Below are 17,233 nucleotides of genomic sequence, written 5' to 3'. Positions count from 1 at the left end.
CGCCGATCACCCTCGTTTGGCGGCGCGGCGCAGCTGCATGATCCGCGCTCCCCCGACGAGCGCGGTGAGCAGAACGCCGACGATCACCGAGAGCAGCACCGTGACACCGAGGGGGAGGGAGAAATCCCAGAACAGCAGGTGCAGGTCGACGGTATCCAGGTTCTGCAGGATGAAGGACAGCACCAGGATGCCCAGGAGCGCGGCGAGCACCAGACCGATCCAGGTGTAGCCGGTTTTGGTTCGTCGCACCCCGCGGCGGGGGCGTACCGTGGGCCGGCCGGAGGTCGCGGGCCGGTCGGGCGCCGCTTTGCCCGCAGGATATGTGCCGGGTTCATACGGTCGATCAGCAGGGGAAGTCATACCCCGATAATTGCCTATCGCTATCACCGGTGCACGGATTTCCCCGAGGGGTGTGCGGATTCGATCGGCGATTCTCCCGGGACGGGATGCGCCGTCGGCCACGCGGGCCGAGATGGGACACTGGAAGCACTATGACCGCCTCCCTGCCCCTGGTATTCGACGCCCCACGCCGTGGGATGCCGCCCCGCCACCTCGCCGACCTCGACGCCGACGGCCGTCGCGCCGCCATGGCCGAACTCGGGCTACCCAAGTTCCGGGCCGACCAGATCGCGCGCCAGTATTACGGACGACTCCAGGCCGACCCGGAGCGGATGACCGATCTGCCCGCGGCCGTGCGTACCGCGATCGCCGAAGCCTTGTTCCCGCCGCTGCTCACCCCGGTTCGGCATGTGGACTGCGACGGCGGGCAAACCCGCAAGACGCTGTGGCGCGCCGGGGACGGCACCCTGCTGGAAAGTGTGCTCATGCGCTATCCGGACCGGGCCACCCTGTGCATTTCCAGCCAGGCCGGATGCGGTATGGCATGCCCGTTCTGCGCGACCGGTCAAGGCGGGTTGAACCGTAATCTGTCCACCGCGGAGATCGTCGACCAGGTCCGCGCCGCCGCGGCCGCACTGCGCGACGGCGAGGTGGCGGGTGGACCGGGCCGATTGTCGAATATCGTGTTCATGGGTATGGGGGAGCCGCTGGCGAACTACAAGCGGGTGGTGAACGCGGTGCGTCGGATTACCGCCCCAACCCCGGACGGCCTGGGTATTTCCCAGCGCAATGTCGTGGTGTCCACGGTCGGATTGGCGCCCGCCATCCGCAAACTTGCCGACGAGGGTCTGTCGGTGACCCTGGCGGTATCGCTGCACACCCCTGACGATGAACTGCGCGACACCCTGGTGCCGGTGAACAACCGCTGGCCGGTCGCCGAGGTGCTCGACGCCGCACGGTATTACGCGGACCGTACCGGCCGTCGGGTCTCGGTGGAATATGCGCTCATCCGAGATATCAACGACCAGCCCTGGCGCGCGGACATGCTCGGCGCGAAACTACACCGGGCGTTGGGTTCACGGGTGCATGTGAATCTGATCCCGCTGAATCCGACACCGGGCAGCAAATGGGATGCCAGCCCCAAACCCGTCGAGCGGGAATTCGTGCGGCGGGTGGAGGCCCAGGGAGTGCCGTGTACGGTGCGCGACACTCGGGGCCAGGACATTGCCGCCGCCTGCGGACAGTTGGCGGCCGAAGGCTAGTACCACCCTCGGGGCCCGGCGACAGCGGAACCGGTGTACGGGACCGCTGTCGTGCGCCGGTCGGTCGGCGCGGTTCAGCGTGGCCGGCGACGCAGAACGGACTCGCGGATCAGGATGAACGCGAGCAGCGCGGCGAAGCCGACGAGGAAGTAGTTCTCCACATTGCCCTGGTGGTTGCCGATGGTCATGCACAGCAGGGCGACGACCACGAACCAACCCGCCACCTGGAAGGTACGGCGGGACTCGCCGCTCCAACCCCACGCCGCCGACGGAACCTCGGCGGGGTCCACGGTGGTGACGACGCGGTCATGGGCGGGTTCGAGTTCCGTGGCGGACACGATCGCTCCTCCTCGAGAGAACGGATACTGCCGATATCGTGGCATACGACCCGTCGTCGTAGCCACCAGGGGCGGGTCGGCGCCCCGGTGGGGTCCGCTCGGTGACAATGGGCGCTCGGTGACAATGGGTTGGTGTCAGACATCCGCAGAGTCCTCCTACTCGGCAGCACCGGTTCCATCGGAACCCAGGCGCTCGAGGTGATCGCCGCCAATCCGGACAAGTTCGAGATCGTGGGTTTGGCCGCCCGCGGCGGCAACACCGAACTGCTCGCCGCGCAGATCGCCGCCACCGGCACGAAGAATGTGGCGGTCGCCGACCCTGCCGCGGCCCGGCGGTTGGGCGTGGAATTGAGCGGTCCGGGTGCGGTGACCGAACTGGTGCGGCGCACAGAGGCGGATGTGGTGCTCAACGCCCTGGTCGGCTCGCTCGGGCTGGAACCGACGCTGGCGACGCTGGAGTCGGGCACGCGGTTGGCATTGGCGAACAAGGAGTCGCTGGTCGCGGGCGGATCGCTGGTGACGAACGCTGCCGCGCCGGGCCAGATCGTACCGGTGGATTCGGAACATTCCGCGCTGGCGCAATGTCTGCGCGGTGGTCGGGCCGAGGAGGTGGACCGACTGGTCCTCACCGCTTCGGGCGGGCCGTTCCGGGGATGGACGACGCAGATGCTGCGCGAGGTGAGTCCGGCCGAGGCCAAGGCCCACCCCACCTGGTCGATGGGACCGATGAACACGCTGAACTCGGCGTCGCTGGTGAACAAGGGACTGGAGCTGATCGAAACCCACCTGCTGTTCGGTATCGATTACGACCGTATCGATGTCACCGTGCACCCGCAGTCGATCGTGCACTCCATGGTCACCTTCACCGACGGCTCCACTCTCGCCCAGGCCAGTCCGCCCGATATGAAACTGCCCATCGCGCTGGCCCTGGGCTGGCCCGACCGGGTGCCCGGTGCCGCGGCGGCCTGCGATTTCGGTACCGCCGCCACCTGGACGTTCGAACCGGTCGACAACGAGGTGTTCCCGGCGGTCGAACTGGCCCGCCGGGCCGGAACGGCGGGCGGCTGTGTACCCGCGGTGTACAACGCGGCCAACGAGGTCGCGGTGCAGGCGTTCCTCGACGGCGTCATCCGGTTTCCGGATATCGTGCGTACGGTCGAGCGGGTGGTGGACGCCGCCGACGGATGGCGCGCCGAACCCACCTCGCTCGCGGAGGTGTTGGCCGCGGACTCGTGGGCGCGGGAGCACGCCCGCGGTCTGGTGCGCGATTCCACCGTGTCCAACTCGTGAACCGGTTTCCGGTCGAGGCAGGAAGCACAACGGCCGGGTGGGCGGTTACTGTTGAAAGGTGCTCGCGGCCGGTTCGGTGCGCGTGCGCGCCGGGAGTCGACGAGCTGCGCAACGCAGGAGGGCTGTAGGGCAGATGGTGTTCGCATTGGGATTCGTCCTGTTCGCCCTCGGTATCACCCTCTCGATCGCCTTGCACGAGTGCGGACACATGTGGACAGCGCAGGCCACCGGTATGAAGGTGCGTCGCTACTTCATCGGTTTCGGCCCCAAGATCTTCTCGTTCCGTCGTGGGGAAACCGAATACGGGGTGAAGGCCCTACCGTTGGGCGGTTTCTGCGATATCGCCGGGATGACGGCGCTCGACGAACTGCCCCCCGAAGAGCTCGACCGGGCCATGTACCGCCAGGCGGCCTGGAAACGCCTGGTGGTCATGAGCGGTGGGATCGCGATGAACTTCGTGCTCGGTTTCATCCTCGTCGTGGTGCTCGCGGTCGGGTGGGGTCTGCCGCGCCTCGATCAACCGCCGGAGACGGCGCTGGGCGAGATGAGCTGTGTGGCACCGCAGAACCCCGACGGTTCGTTGGGCACCTGCACCGGGCTCGGTCCGGCGCAGCGGGCCGGGTTGCGCCGCGGTGACGTGGTCACAGCCGTCAATGGTGTGCCGGTCGATACCTGGAAGGAATTCCAGCAGCTCACCCAGCAGCAGACCGGTCCGTTCACCTACACCATCGAGCGGGACGGGCAGACCCTCACCGTGCCCGTCACCCCCGAGCGGGTTATGCGTTACCCCGCAGACGGTGGGCCGGGACGCGAGGTCGGGGTCGTGGGTGTCGGCATGGACTACTACGAACCAGTCCAGTACGGCGTTCTCGCCGCGATACCGGCCTCGATCGATTTCACCGGGGACCTGTTCATCCGCACGTTCCAGTCCCTGCTGCAACTCCCCGCGAAGGTTTCCGCGCTGTGGACCGCCGTCACCGGCGGTGAACGTGATCCGGAGACCCCGGTGAGTGTCTATGGCGCCAGCCGGATCGGTGGCGAATCGGCGGAACTCGGGAAGTGGAACGTTTTCATTCTGGTGTTGGCCAGTCTGAACTTCTTCCTCGGCGCGTTCAATATCCTGCCGTTGCTCCCACTGGACGGCGGCCATATCGCCGTGGTGCTCTATGAGAAGATTCGCAACACCGTGCGCGGCCGACGCGGCCTGGCCCCCGGCGCCCCCGTGGACTATCTCAAACTCCTGCCCATGACCTATGTCGCGGTAGTGGTGGGCGGCGCGTACATGTTGTTGACCCTGGCCGCGGATATCGTCAACCCGATCAGCATCCTCTAGGGGCCGTATCGGTGACGCGGTGTCGTGGCGGTCACATGAGCGGCCGATCGGGTCACGACTAGACTCGGCAGGCGAACGGCCCCGACTGGAGACGAAAGCAGGCATCCGAACGTGACCAGCACAATCGGATTGGGTATGCCGGCCGCACCCGCGGCCGTGCTCGCCCCCCGACGCAAGACTCGTCAACTGATGGTGGGCGGCGTCGGTGTCGGCAGCGACCACCCGATCTCGGTGCAGTCGATGACCACCACCAAAACCCACGACGTCAACGCGACCCTGCAGCAGATCGCGGAGCTCACCGCGGCGGGCTGCGATATCGTGCGGGTCGCCTGCCCGCGGCAGGAAGATGCCGACGCGCTCGCCACCATTGCGAAGAAATCGCAGATCCCGGTAATCGCCGATATCCACTTCCAGCCGCGCTACATCTTCGCCGCCATCGACGCCGGGTGCGCCGCGGTCCGCGTCAACCCGGGCAATATCAAGGAGTTCGACGGTCGGGTCAAAGAGGTTGCCAAGGCGGCCGGCGCCGCCGGTATCCCGATCCGTATCGGCGTGAACGCCGGTTCCCTGGACAAGCGGATGATGGCCAAGTACGGCAAGGCCACTCCGGAGGCGTTGGTCGAATCGGCGCTGTGGGAGGCGAGCCTGTTCGAGGAACACGGGTTCGGCGATATCAAGATCTCGGTCAAGCACAACGACCCGGTGGTGATGGTCGAGGCCTACCGGCAGCTGGCCGCACGGTGCGACTATCCACTGCACCTGGGGGTTACCGAAGCGGGCCCGGCGTTCCAGGGCACCATCAAATCGGCGGTGGCGTTCGGCGCGCTGCTCAGCGAGGGCATCGGCGACACCATTCGGGTGTCGTTGTCGGCTCCGCCCGCCGAAGAGGTCAAGGTCGGTACACAGATCCTGCAGTCGTTGAATCTGCGTCCGCGGAAACTGGAGATCGTCTCCTGCCCTTCGTGTGGCCGGGCGCAGGTGGACGTCTACACCCTGGCCAATGAGGTGACCGCCGGTCTGGACGGGCTCGAGGTGCCGCTGCGGGTGGCGGTCATGGGATGCGTGGTCAACGGTCCGGGCGAGGCGCGAGAGGCCGACCTCGGCGTGGCCTCGGGTAACGGCAAGGGCCAGATCTTCGTCAAGGGCGAGGTCATCAAGACCGTGCCCGAGGCGCAGATCGTGGAAACCCTCATCGAAGAGGCCATGCGAATCGCCGAGGAGATGGGCGCGGAGGCAGGCACCGGAAAACCGGTCGTCACCACCATCGGCTGAGTGATCGGCCCCGCAGGGGTGGGGCCGAGGTCCCTTTCTCGCGATCCGTCGTTCGACGCGTGCGGTTCGACCGGACGTAGCGGCCGGTCGATGGACACATTCCGGTGTAGACGTCGCATACCTGTACCGCCGTGCCGCCGTTCGTGGCAGGCTGTGGAACGTGCGGAGTCTGCTGGAGCCGACCCGGCGCGCGAAGGATGTTCCCGCGCGTCGACTCGCGAGGCGGGACCTGGCCCAGGTCCTCCGGGTGCTCGACGACGACCCGGTGGCGTGCTGTATGGTCGCAGCCCGGATCCAGGAGTGCGGACTGGATGCCCGATGCGGTCAGGGCGAACTGTGGAGTCGGGGCGGCCCCACCGACTCGCTGTGCTTCTCCGGGGTGAATCTGGTGCCGTTGCGCGGAGATCGCGACGCCCTGCGCGCCTTCGCAGAGCGGGCGATCCGCTGGCCGCGAATCTGTTCCTCGGTGGTCGGCCGCCAGGAGTTGGCGCTGCCGTTGTGGGAGATGCTCGCCCCTCATTGGGGACCGGAACGGGAATTGCGCGGCAGCCAGCCGTTGCTGGCTCTGGACGGGACCGCACTGGTGGCCGCCGACCCCCAGGTGCGTCAGGTGCGCATCGACGAGCTGGAGCCCTACCTCGAGGCCGCCATCGCCATGTTCATCGAGGAGGTCGGGGTGGACCCGTGCTCCGGTGACGGTGGCCGCGCCTACCGTAGGCGGGTGGCGAGCCTCATCGAAGCCGGCCGCGCCTGGGCCAGGTTCGAGGACGGCACAGTGGTTTTCAAGGCGGAGGTGGGCGCGCAGTCCCGTCATACCGGTCAGATCCAGGGGGTGTGGGTACATCCCGAACGCCGGGGCCACGGTTTCGGCACCGCCGGCACCGCCGCGGTCGCCAATGCCGTCGTCACCTCCGGACGCACCGCCAGCCTGTATGTCAACGACTTCAACGAGATCGCCCGGCGGGCCTACCATGCGGTGGGTTTCCGGCAGATCGCGACCTTCGCCACCGTGATGTTGGACTGATTACCGCCTCGGTCCCGGTGCGCCCCAGCGGATTTTCGGTATTCGATCGTTACGATCGGTCGCGATGCCGATCCGCCTGGTCCTCGTGCTGACAGCCGCGATGTTCACGATCGCGGCCTCCGGTTGTGCCTCGGTTCGAAGTGGGCCGCTGCCCGCGGCGGACGCGTTTCTCGCAGCCTTCGCCGCCCGGGACATCGACACCGCCGCCGCCCGCACCACCGTCCCCGAAACCGCCCACGCGGTACTGCTGTCGGCGTGGGAACAACTCCGGGCCGAAGAGCTTTCGGCGCAGACCGGCTCGGCGCGCATCACCGGGGATATCGCCGTCGTCGACTACACCTACCGGTGGCGATTGCCGAAGGACCGCGTATGGACCTACACCGGCCGGTTGCAGATGGGGCGCAGCGACGGCCGATGGAAGGTGCGGTGGAGTTCGTCCGTGGTACACCCGCGTCTCGGTGACACCCAAACCCTAGCTTTCCGCGTGGATCCCGCGCCCCGGGCCCGGGTGAACGAACAGTCGGGGAGCGATGTGCTGGTGCCGGGCACTTTGTCGCGGGTGACGTTCACTCTCGCCGATGCCGTGGATCCGCACGCCACGGCCGATGCGCTGTCGGCGGCATTACATCGCTTCGATCGGCAGCTGACAACCGAGCAGATCCTGAACGCGACCCGCCGGGACGGCGGCGTCCACACCCTGATCCGATTGAGCGAGAGCGAGTTCGGCCAGGTCGGCGCGCAACTGCGCGACCTACCGGGGGTGCAGGTGACCGAGGAGTGGGGGATGGCGCCCACCGACCGGGATTTCGCCCCGGACCTGCTGGCCCAGGTGCGGCAGGCCGTCATCGACGAAGTGGACGGTAAGGCGGGCTGGAGTGTGGTCGTGCGCAATGCCAACGGGGTGGAGACGGGGGTGCTGCACGAGGTGCCGGCGCAACCGGCTCCCTCGTTCGCGCTGAGCGTGGACCGCAATGTGCAGAACGCCGCTCAGCGCGCGGTCGACGCGCGCACCGAACAGGCCATGATGGTGGTGTTGCAACCGTCCACCGGCGGAATTCTGGCCGTCGCGCAGAATCGGGCCGCGGACCGGGAGGGACCGGTGGCCACCATCGGCCAATATCCGCCCGGGTCGGTGTTCAAGACGGTGACCGCCGCGGCGGCCATGACCGCCGGTCTGGCCACCCCGGAAACCGTGTTGCCGTGTCCGAGCACAACCGTGATCGGCGAACGCACCATCCCCAATCATCACCATTTCTCCATCGGGGAGGTGCCCATGGCCACCGCTTACGAACGGTCGTGCAATACCTCGTTCGCGATACTCGCCGGAAAATTACCGGCAGAGGCGTTGCACGATACCGCGGCGGCATTGGGAATCGGGCCCGATTACACGGTGGCGGGGCTGCCGACCTTCTCCGGTTCGGTTCCGCCGGCCCGGGACCGGACCCAACGGGTCGAGGACGGTATCGGACAGGGCAAGGTGGTGGTCAGCCCGTTCGGGATGGCTATGCTCGCGGCGACGATCGCACACGGGTCCACGCCGGTGCCGTATCTGATCGGGGGTCGGGAAACCGAGGTCGTCGGCAACCACCCGACGATTGATCCGGCGGTGATCGACGGGCTGCGGACGATGATGCGGATGGTCGTCACCGGCGGTACCGCGGCGCGGATCGCGGATCAGGGCGAGGTCTTCGGTAAAACCGGTGAGGCCGAGGTCCCCGGCGGGGCGCATTCCTGGTTCGTCGGCTATCGCGGTGACCTGGCTTTCGCGACGCTATTGGTCGAGGGGGGTAGTTCCGACCATGCGGTGGCCGTCACCCGGGACATGCTGACGGCGCTTCCGCCGGGTTACTGAGTTCGGGTTGCCGAACTCGCCCCGCTCGCCACCGGGTGATGTCACGGGATGGCGCCGGAGAGGCCGAGCCAGGTCGCGTCCCGGTAGACCAGATCGACGAGTTCGACCGTTCTGTCGTCGACCGGCCTGGGTATGGTGACCTCTTTGGGGTCGTCGGGGGAGAATACCGGCGCCGAGCTCGTGATATCGGTATCGAGGATTTCGACGACACCGGCGCCGCCCAGAATCATTCCGGCTGTGACGAGAGCGAGAGTGACACGCTTCATATCCGACTCCCTCGGATCGAAGATTTCGTCAGGTAGGAGAGATCGAGCGGTTCCTTCGCGGTTGCGCAATCCGGAAGTTGTTTTCTGGCAATTTGCCGTTGAGGCCAAATTAAGCCCGTATAGCCGGCAAGACAAGGTGGAGGGCCCAGGAGAGGACCGATCGACACGAATCGTGATGATCGCCTCGTGCCCGTGATCGAATCGTGACGGCCTGTTCAGATTCTGTGCAGCGTGGCCGCCAGATGATGCTGTAGAGGGCGGCCGACGGCGGCCATGCGTAACGTGTACTCGATAACGTCGCCGTATTGGTGGATCGAGCGGCCGAGTTCGCTCACCGGTTTCGCTGTGCCGGTGCGGCCGATGGTGGTGGATTTCAGTTCCAGTCGGATCCCCCCGTCATCGGTTACCGTCAACGGTCCCGCACAGATCTCGGTGATACCCGTGGGGTGTGCGAGGACGAGTTCCACCCGGTCGGAACCCGGGCAGCGCAGATATCCGGTTTCCGCGTGCAGGGGACGGTCGTCCTCGGTGGAGCGGGTGCGTTGCCGGTAGGTGAGGAAGGGACGGCCGGTATGGCCGAATTCGATCTCCTCCAGATAGCCGAATGGCTCGATAGTGGGATATTCGCCCGCGCCGGAGCCGCGCCAGGTTCCCAGCAGACCGGACAGAGGGGCGATATCGGGATGCACAGCGATGCTCGGTTGCGCTTCGGCCACGGCGACGAGCCTAGTGGACGTCGCCGGGCGGGCTCGTCGCGACGGTCCGGCCGCCGTCCGCGGCCGTGGCGGGACCGCCGGCGCTACCGGGTGCCGGTCGTTTCCGTCCGGTCAGCCCCGTTGCCTTCTGCGACCGAACGGCCAGAACGACCGACTCCGGCGTCGGGGTAGCGCGGCGTAAACCATGGTCATCTCCGCGAAGACCCCTGCCTCCTGTTCGCGTTCCGGGCCGAAATCATCGCGGCCGAGGATCTGCTCGATGGACCCGGGCGCAATTGTCGAGAGCGCATCGATCAGCGCCGGGTCGAGCGCGCTGAAGGAGATACGGGTCTGTTCGGCGTCGGGTTCCGTCGACGGGTTCGTGCCGTAGTGACCGAGCAGCATATGGCCGACGGCGTGTAACACGATGTGTTCGGCGTTGCGACCGGTGGCCGCGGAATCGCAGACGATGATGTCATCGTGTCTGCGGGCGATCCACAGCCCGTTACCGCCGCAGCCGATATCGGCCAGGGCCGACCGGTGCACCGGCTGTAGCGACAACGGTCGCTTCCGGTACTTGGCCACCGCGGCGAGGTAGGCGTTGAGGTCCCACGGATCGGGTAGCGGAACGGTCCCGGCCGCATCGCGAAACCTGGCTTCCATACTTGTCATCGGCGAATACGTTACCGATCGTTCGGGCGCCCGTCATGTCCACGATCGACGCTTTTCTCCGGTGACCGGACGCACCGGTCCGGTTTGCCATGGGGAATGTCGGCGGCGGGATCACTTCACGTCGATCGCCGGGTCGAGGGGACCGTCCTCGGACCTCCGCCCGAATATACGGTTCACCACTCCCAGCGCGGCACCGATCAGCAGCAGCACCCCCGCGACGGCGTACTGTCGGGGATCTCGATCGGTGAACGGTGTCACCAGATACGCACAGGCGAGCGCCCCGATCACCGGCAGGAGCGTCGGGGTGCGGAAATGTTCGTGCGGTACTTCGTCGCGGCGCAGCACCAGGACGGCGATGTTCACGATGGTGAAGACCCCGAGCAACAGCAGGGCGGTGGTCCCACCCAATTGCGGCACCTCGCCCGCGAAGGCGATCAGCCCCAGCGCCAATACGGTGGTGAACACGATTGCGATATGAGGGGTGCGTCGCCGAGAATGCACCCGCCCCAACGGTTCCGGAAGCACCCGGTGCCGGGCCATGCCGTACAGCAGCCGACCGGCCATCAGCATATTGATCAGCGCCGAATTGGCCACCGCGGCCATCGAGATGAACGCGAAGACCTGAATCGGGAATCCGGGTGCTCCGGTCTCGACGACCCGCAGCAGTGGGGTATTGCCTTCGGCGAGCTGTTCCGGCGGGACCAGCGCCACGGCGGTGATCGAGACCAGAACGTAGATCAGCGCGGTGAGCACCAGACCGGCCAACAGCACCTTCGGGAAGATCCGGCTGGGTTCCTTGGTCTCCTCGGCCATGTTCACCGAGTCCTCGAAACCGACCATGGCGTAGAAGGCGAGGGTGGTGGCGGCGATCACCCCACCCACGGCGGAACGGTCACCGGTGGAGAAATCGATCACCCGCCCGAAGTCGCCGTTGCCGAAACCCAATGCCCACAGGCCCACCACGATGACGATCAACAGACCCGACAATTCCACACAGGTCAACAGCACATTGGCCTTGACGCTCTCGCTCACGCCGCGCAGATTGAGCGCCGCGATCGCCGTCATGAACGCCGAGGCGACGAGGGTCGTTCCAATGGCGGTTCCGAGGTCGAATTCGAAGGCCTGCGCGAGATTCGACGCGAAGGCCCGCGCGGCCGTGGCGGCGGAGGTGATACCGGAACACATCACCGTGAAGGTCACCATGAAGGTGAGGGAGTGGAGGCCGAACGCCTTGTGCGTGTAGAGGGCCGCACCCGCCGCCTCCGGATACTTGGTGACCAACTCCAGATAACTGAGCGCGGTGACCAGCGCGACCGCGAACGCGACCAGGAAGGGAACCCACACCGCGCCCCCCACCTCGGCCGAGATCTGTCCGGTCAGTGCGTAGATGCCGGTGCCGAGAATATCCCCGACGACGAACAGCAGGAGGAGTCCCGGACCCATGACCCGCTTCAGTTCCGGTGATCGCCGGGCGCCGGGCGTGGCAGGTGTATCGGCCATGGAACCCCTCATTTCCGTATGGCTCGCGAGATGAACGGCAGGTGACCGCCCGGACGGTGATCGTGTTGACAGGAGTACCCGTTCGGCCTGCGGATCAGACCGGTGATCGGAGGTGTTCGGTGCCGGTGCCGCGTGATATGTCCATTGTGGACCTCAACCCATGCGTTCTGCCGCTTCGGCGATCATGATCGCGGAATCCCTCGGGCTCAACGCCATTGCGCGCAACTGGTCGAAAATGACGCCGAATCGCCGGATCTCGGTATGTCCTTCGATGAGCGCGTCCCCGGCGATCCCCTCGGCGTAGACCAGCTCCGGATCGGCCGGGTCGGGGAAGTCCAGAATCGTGAAGGATCCGATCATGCCGGGGTGCGCTCCCGCGTCGAACGGAAGGATCTGCAGGATCACGTTCTTGCGCTTGGTTTCCTCGCCCAGCCGGCGTAGCTGACCGCTCATCACCTCCGGTCCGCCGACCACCCGCCGAATGGCCGCTTCGTCCAGGACCACCCACAGTTCCAGGGGTTCGTCCTTGCTCAATACGGCCGCGCGGTCCATTCGGGCGCGGGCGCGGCGTTCCAGGACCGCGGGCTCGAGTTTCGGCATACAGGTATCGATGACCGCCATCGCGTACTGTTCGGTCTGCAACAGGCCGGGGATGAACGAGGTCTGGTAGTGCCGGGCCGAAAGCGCCACCGACTCGAAATTGATGTACGCCGCATACACTTCGGAGAGGCTGGCCTCGTACGGACGGGACATTCCCGGTTTCTGGGCGTCCGAGAGCAGTGTCAATGCGTCTTGGCGCCGTTCCTCGCTCACACCGTAGAGATCCAGCATCGTCATCAGGGTGCGCCGCTGCGGCCGCGCCTGTGCCGTCTCGATGCGATAGAGCGTCGTGACATTGATCCCGGTTCGGGCGCTGACCTCTTCCTTGGTCAGGCCGGCGTTTTCTCGCATTTCCAGCAGCAGCACCGACAGTCGGCGCAAGCCCGCGGTGAGGATGGTGCGTTTGCCCGCCATGGCCTTCCTTTCGCTTCCGCTACGCGGTTCGCACTGTTGCGGCCTGATTCTCGTGTTCCCGCAGGGGTGTTGACACGTATTCGTGAGGGAAGATCGGCTGGTTTCGGTCAATATACCGGTGTGAGAACGCCATCGGTTCGGCCCCGATGGCTCGTATGGGACGGTCGAGCGCGGCGAGGGGGCTCGACAGGCCACCGGTCGATACGACCGGGCCGTGCCGGGGGAATCACCTGCCGGCGCAAGAACATATCGAACGCAGCCGAGAGAATGCATTCTTGTGTTCTTGCATCTGTAAGAGCATGATCCAGTTAGCCTAGTTGTGAGCTACCGATCCGATGGCCGGGACAACCGAATCGAGAGTCGATGATGGTCGTACAGAATGTGCAGGTACAGGGTGATTCCGCGAGGTGCAGATGAGTGCACCGACCGCAGCGGAGTTGCCCACCGCACCTCAGTTGTTGTGCGCGTTCCAAGGTAGAAGGTTCGAGGACCGTGCCATGTTGCGCTCCGCGCGAGCCCTGGTGGAACTGCACCGGCGGCGCGCACAGGTCGGCGACCCGGCTCAACTCGCCGAGATGGATTCGCGGCGTGCGCGACTCGTGGCGGATATCAACGAGTGGATCGCGCAGCAGGTCCCCCGGCATCGGTGCGGTGCGGCGCTGCACACCGAGAGCCTCGGCGCGGTGATCGACCGGATGGCCCGCAGTTGGGTGGAGGCCAATCGGGCGATCGATATCGATGGCGTACGCAGCGACAATACCCACAAACACTGGTATCACCTGGCCGAATTGGTCGATGGATATACGGATTTGGTCGCCGATGTGATCGACGGACGTCGACGCCTTCCCGCGCGGTAACCGTGCCCGGTAGTCCTCGCCCTCCGGGCATGAACCGAACCGGTAGGTATGCTCCGGGGCGAAGCGTGATTCATTATTGGTCTAGACCAATTAACGCGATGGGTTGACCGCCATGGAATCGTTGGAAGGGGAACCCCCGTACACCGGCCGCGCCCGGCTCTTTCGGCAGCGCGCCCTCGAAACGCACCACGCGGATGCGGTGAATCCCGAGCAGCCCGGCGCCGATACCCGATCGAAGGTGCACCAGGTGCGCGATGCGATCGAACGGTTGCTCGCCGAGTTGCACGCGGGGGATCCGGTGCCGGCGGAACGGGAGCTGTCCGCCCGGTTCGGCGTCGCCCGGGAAACCGTCCGCCAGGCACTGCGAGATCTCGTGGTGGCCGGCCGGATTCGCAAGGCCGGTCGCGGTACGGTGGTGGCGCGGCCGAAACTGGTGCAGCCGCTCGCCCTGGATTCCATGGCCGATATGGCCGCCCGACCCGGCTGGAAATCCGGTCGGGCGCTGCTGTCCTGGGAAGACCGGCCCGCCGAGGGGGAGGTCGCCCGCGATCTCGATCTGGCCGTGGGCACACCGGTGATGTGTCTGGAACGGATACTGCTGGCCGACGACGAACCGATCGGCCTGGAGACCACCTATCTCTCGCTGGATCGATTCGGCTGGCTGCGCGCCGGATTCGATCCGACCACCTCGCTGTACACCACGATCAGCGATTCCGGGATCGAATACTGCGGTGCGACCGAACGTATCGAGACCGTACTCGCCGGCGCCCGGGAGACCGCCCTGCTCGGCTGCGGTCCCGGAATACCCCTGATGCTGCTCACTCGGCGCAGTGTGGATGCCGGCGGTCGACCCATCGAACGGATGAGTGCGTTGTACCGCGGTGACCGGATAGCGTTCGAGGCGCGTCTCGGCATCGCCGACCACTGAACCGACGCTTCCCGGCTCCGTCGCGCGATATCCGTTCTCACCCGGATATCGGTCCGGCGCGCTCCGGAGGCGGACGCGGATATGCCTTCGCCCGCCGTAGCGACGCCCCCGGCGACCGGGCCGGATACTCTGGAGACATGTCCGTGCGTACCCGTCAGCCGCTAGTCCCCGGAACTCCCACCCCCATCCGCGAGGTGCCCCGCGGTATCGAGCGACCGGAGTACGCGTGGAAACCCACCGCCAACGAAGGACACGAGCCGTGGGTGCAGACCCCGGAGACCATCGAGAAGATGCGGATCGCCGGCCGGTTGGCGGCGCAGGCCCTGGCCGAGGCCGGAAAGGCGGTGGCGCCGGGGGTTACCACCGACGAACTGGACCGGATCGTGCACGAATACCTGTGCGATCACGGCGCCTACCCCTCGACGCTCGGCTACAAGGGTTTCCCGAAATCATGCTGCACCTCACTCAACGAGGTGATCTGCCACGGCATCCCCGATACCACCGTCATCGCCGACGGTGACATCGTCAATATCGATGTCACCGCCTATATCCACGGCGTGCACGGCGACACCAATGCCACCTTCCTCGCGGGTGATGTCGACGAGGAGGTCCGGCTGCTCGTCGAACGCACCGAAGAGGCCACCATGCGCGCCATCAAGGCCGTGCGGCCCGGGCGGGCGCTCAATGTGATCGGGCGGGTCATCGAGTCCTACGCCAACCGTTTCGGTTACGGCGTGGTGCGTGATTTCACCGGCCACGGGGTCGGACCGACCTTCCACAGTGGGCTGGTGATCCTGCACTACGACCAGCCCGCCGTGGACACCATCATCGAACCCGGGATGACCTTCACCATCGAGCCCATGATCAACCTGGGTGGTATCGCCTACGAGATCTGGGACGACGGGTGGACCGTGGTCACCAAGGATCGCAAGTGGACCGCCCAGTTCGAGCACACCCTGGTGGTCACCGAAACCGGCGCGGAAATCCTCACTCTGCCGTGACCTCGCCCCCCGGCACCCGATCCGGTCTCCGGGGTGCGCTGCTGATCGCCGGCACCACCTCCGACGCGGGTAAGAGTGTGCTCGTCGCCGGGATCTGCCGAATGCTGGCCCGGCAGGGGGTGCGGGTGGCGCCGTTCAAAGCGCAGAACATGTCGAACAACTCCGTCGTCACCCTCGACGGCGGCGAGATCGGTCGTGCCCAGGCGCTCCAGGCCCGCGCCTGCGGACTGGAACCGAGTGTGCGGTTCAATCCGATTCTGCTCAAACCGGGCAGCGACCGACGCTCACAACTGGTGGTACGCGGTGTGGCCGTGGACACGGTGGGGGCCCGCGACTATTTCCGACACCGGCGGCGGTTACGAGAGGTGGTGGCCGCCGAACTGGCCGCCCTGCGCGCCGAGTTCGATGTGGTGATCTGCGAGGGCGCGGGTTCCCCCGCCGAGATCAACCTGCGCGCCACCGATCTGGCGAATATGGGTCTGGCCCGGGCGGCCGAACTGCCGGTGCTGGTGGTCGGCGATATCGACCGCGGAGGTGTGCTCGCGCACCTGTTCGGCACCCTCGCCGTGCTCGAACCGGACGATCAGCGGCTCGTTGCCGGTTTCGTGGTCAACAAGTTCCGTGGCGATGTGGAACTGCTGCGGCCGGGTCTGGATCGGCTCGCCGAGCTCACCGGCCGCCCCACCCTGGGGGTGCTGCCCTACCGGGACGAACTCTGGATCGACGCCGAGGACTCGCTCGGTACCGTGGCGGACGCGCCGGTCGGGCGCCCCGCACCACCGCGGGGCGCCGACTGGCTCACCGTCGCCGCCGTGCGGTTGCCCCGAATCTCCAACTCCACCGATATCGAGGCGCTCGCCTGTGAACCGGGGGTTGCGGTGCGTTGGGTGAGCGAACCCTCCCGGCTCGCCGACGCCGACCTGGTGGTGCTGCCCGGGAGCAAGGCCACCGTCGACGATCTGGCCTGGCTGCGACGCACCGGTCTCGCGGATGCGCTGCGGCGGCGGGCGGCGGCGGACCGACCGATCCTGGGGATCTGCGGTGGATATCAGATGCTCGGCCGCCGGATCACCGATCGGGTGGAGTCCGGGACCGCCGAGACGGTGGGACTCGGACTGTTCGATATGGAGGTCGAATTCGCCGAACCGAAGGTTCTGCGGCGTACTTCGGTCGTCGGCGCGCCCGGAACCGCGGTCGCGGGCATATCCGGTCAGGGATACGAGATTCATCACGGGCGGGTTCGTCATCTCGCGGAAACTCCCTGGCTGCGGATCGGCGACGACCCGGACACCGGCGAGGGCGCCGTGCGCGGCGCGCTCTGGGGCACCCATCTGCACGGGCTGCTGGAATCGGACGACTTCCGTCGGACCTGGCTCGCCGAGGTCGCCGCACGCGCCGGTCGCACCGGGTTCACGGTCGCCCCGGACACTCGCGTGGCGGCGGTTCGCGCGGGGCAACTGGACCTGCTCGCCGATCTCGTCGCCGAGCACCTCGACCTGACCGAACTGGAACGGCTCCTCGTCGAGGGAGCGCCGGCGGATCTGCCGGTGCTCGTCCCTGGGCTCGCCGCTTGTTCCGGCGTCGACTGAT

17 protein-coding genes are annotated in these 17,233 nt (G+C 66.7%); 10 read left to right on the top strand and 7 right to left on the bottom strand.

Going from position 1 to position 17,233, the window contains the following annotated elements; genetic code table 11:
* Nucleotides 1-6: 6 nt before the first annotated feature.
* Nucleotides 7-249, bottom strand: a complete 243-nt coding sequence (locus ON32_RS14260) for a LapA family protein (protein WP_040791404.1) — start codon at nt 247-249, stop codon at nt 7-9.
* A 242-nt stretch (nt 250-491) separates the two neighbouring features.
* Between ON32_RS14260 and rlmN the strand changes: the two genes are divergently transcribed.
* Nucleotides 492-1,601 carry a dual-specificity RNA methyltransferase RlmN gene (gene rlmN / locus ON32_RS14255; protein ID WP_040791403.1) on the top strand — a complete coding sequence of 370 codons (1,110 nt, stop codon included), beginning with the start codon at nt 492-494 and terminating at the stop codon, nt 1,599-1,601.
* A 74-nt stretch (nt 1,602-1,675) separates the two neighbouring features.
* On the opposite strand, the gene ON32_RS14250 is transcribed toward rlmN, so the two are convergent.
* Complete coding sequence (locus ON32_RS14250) at nt 1,676-1,939, bottom strand: DUF2631 domain-containing protein (protein ID WP_040791402.1); 264 nt, start codon at nt 1,937-1,939, stop codon at nt 1,676-1,678.
* 132 nt (nt 1,940-2,071) lie between these two features.
* On the opposite strand from ON32_RS14250, the gene dxr reads away from it, so the two are divergent.
* The 5 genes from dxr (at nt 2,072) to ON32_RS14225 (ending at nt 8,710) form a co-directional block, all read left to right on the top strand.
* Nucleotides 2,072-3,229, top strand: a complete 1,158-nt coding sequence (gene dxr, locus ON32_RS14245; RefSeq protein WP_040791401.1) for a 1-deoxy-D-xylulose-5-phosphate reductoisomerase — start codon at nt 2,072-2,074, stop codon at nt 3,227-3,229.
* A 133-nt stretch (nt 3,230-3,362) separates the two neighbouring features.
* On the top strand, nt 3,363-4,562 hold the full coding sequence (locus tag ON32_RS14240; RefSeq protein ID WP_040791400.1) for a M50 family metallopeptidase: 1,200 nt from the start codon (nt 3,363-3,365) through the stop codon (nt 4,560-4,562).
* Nucleotides 4,563-4,673: 111 nt separating this feature from the next.
* Nucleotides 4,674-5,834 carry a flavodoxin-dependent (E)-4-hydroxy-3-methylbut-2-enyl-diphosphate synthase gene (gene ispG, locus ON32_RS14235; protein WP_040791399.1) on the top strand — a complete coding sequence of 387 codons (1,161 nt, stop codon included), beginning with the start codon at nt 4,674-4,676 and terminating at the stop codon, nt 5,832-5,834.
* 160 nt (nt 5,835-5,994) lie between these two features.
* Nucleotides 5,995-6,858 carry a GNAT family N-acetyltransferase gene (locus ON32_RS14230; RefSeq protein WP_083874514.1) on the top strand — a complete coding sequence of 288 codons (864 nt, stop codon included), beginning with the start codon at nt 5,995-5,997 and terminating at the stop codon, nt 6,856-6,858.
* A 64-nt stretch (nt 6,859-6,922) separates the two neighbouring features.
* Nucleotides 6,923-8,710, top strand: a complete 1,788-nt coding sequence (locus tag ON32_RS14225) for a penicillin-binding transpeptidase domain-containing protein (protein WP_085995193.1) — start codon at nt 6,923-6,925, stop codon at nt 8,708-8,710.
* Between the two features lie 41 nt (nt 8,711-8,751).
* On the opposite strand, the gene ON32_RS14220 is transcribed toward ON32_RS14225, so the two are convergent.
* The 5 genes from ON32_RS14220 to ON32_RS14200 all read right to left on the bottom strand — a co-directional run bounded on the left by ON32_RS14220 (nt 8,752) and on the right by ON32_RS14200 (nt 12,857).
* Nucleotides 8,752-8,976: a hypothetical protein gene (locus ON32_RS14220; RefSeq protein ID WP_040791398.1), complete on the bottom strand. Its 225-nt coding sequence runs from the start codon at nt 8,974-8,976 to the stop codon at nt 8,752-8,754.
* Between the two features lie 215 nt (nt 8,977-9,191).
* Nucleotides 9,192-9,692 (bottom strand): peroxynitrite isomerase, encoded by a 501-nt coding sequence (locus tag ON32_RS14215; RefSeq protein WP_040791397.1) that lies wholly within the window; start codon nt 9,690-9,692, stop codon nt 9,192-9,194.
* Between the two features lie 111 nt (nt 9,693-9,803).
* Nucleotides 9,804-10,343, bottom strand: a complete 540-nt coding sequence (locus ON32_RS14210) for a hypothetical protein (RefSeq protein WP_245551039.1) — start codon at nt 10,341-10,343, stop codon at nt 9,804-9,806.
* Nucleotides 10,344-10,454: 111 nt separating this feature from the next.
* Nucleotides 10,455-11,843, bottom strand: a complete 1,389-nt coding sequence (locus ON32_RS14205; RefSeq protein WP_040791395.1) for an APC family permease — start codon at nt 11,841-11,843, stop codon at nt 10,455-10,457.
* 153 nt (nt 11,844-11,996) lie between these two features.
* Nucleotides 11,997-12,857, bottom strand: coding sequence for a helix-turn-helix domain-containing protein (locus ON32_RS14200; protein WP_040791394.1), 861 nt, complete (start codon nt 12,855-12,857; stop codon nt 11,997-11,999).
* Between the two features lie 497 nt (nt 12,858-13,354).
* Here ON32_RS14200 and ON32_RS14195 point away from each other — a divergent pair, with 497 nt between their 5' ends.
* From ON32_RS14195 to ON32_RS14180, 4 genes are all read left to right on the top strand, one after another.
* Nucleotides 13,355-13,714 (top strand): DUF4254 domain-containing protein, encoded by a 360-nt coding sequence (locus ON32_RS14195; RefSeq protein WP_040791393.1) that lies wholly within the window; start codon nt 13,355-13,357, stop codon nt 13,712-13,714.
* A gap of 112 nt (nt 13,715-13,826) precedes the next feature.
* Nucleotides 13,827-14,642, top strand: a complete 816-nt coding sequence (locus ON32_RS14190) for a GntR family transcriptional regulator (RefSeq protein ID WP_083874512.1) — start codon at nt 13,827-13,829, stop codon at nt 14,640-14,642.
* Between the two features lie 137 nt (nt 14,643-14,779).
* A complete protein-coding gene (gene map, locus ON32_RS14185) occupies nt 14,780-15,643 on the top strand; it encodes a type I methionyl aminopeptidase (RefSeq protein ID WP_040791392.1) in 864 nt (287 codons plus the stop codon).
* Nucleotides 15,640-17,232, top strand: coding sequence for a cobyric acid synthase (locus ON32_RS14180; RefSeq protein ID WP_040791391.1), 1,593 nt, complete (start codon nt 15,640-15,642; stop codon nt 17,230-17,232). Before map ends, ON32_RS14180 begins: the two co-directional genes overlap by 4 nt.
* Nucleotide 17,233 lies beyond the last annotated feature (1 nt).

The organism is Nocardia paucivorans NBRC 100373, from assembly GCF_000308675.1.
GTDB classification, from domain to species: Bacteria; Actinomycetota; Actinomycetes; order Mycobacteriales; family Mycobacteriaceae; genus Nocardia; species Nocardia paucivorans.
This window is presented reverse-complemented; position numbering and strand designations above follow the sequence as displayed.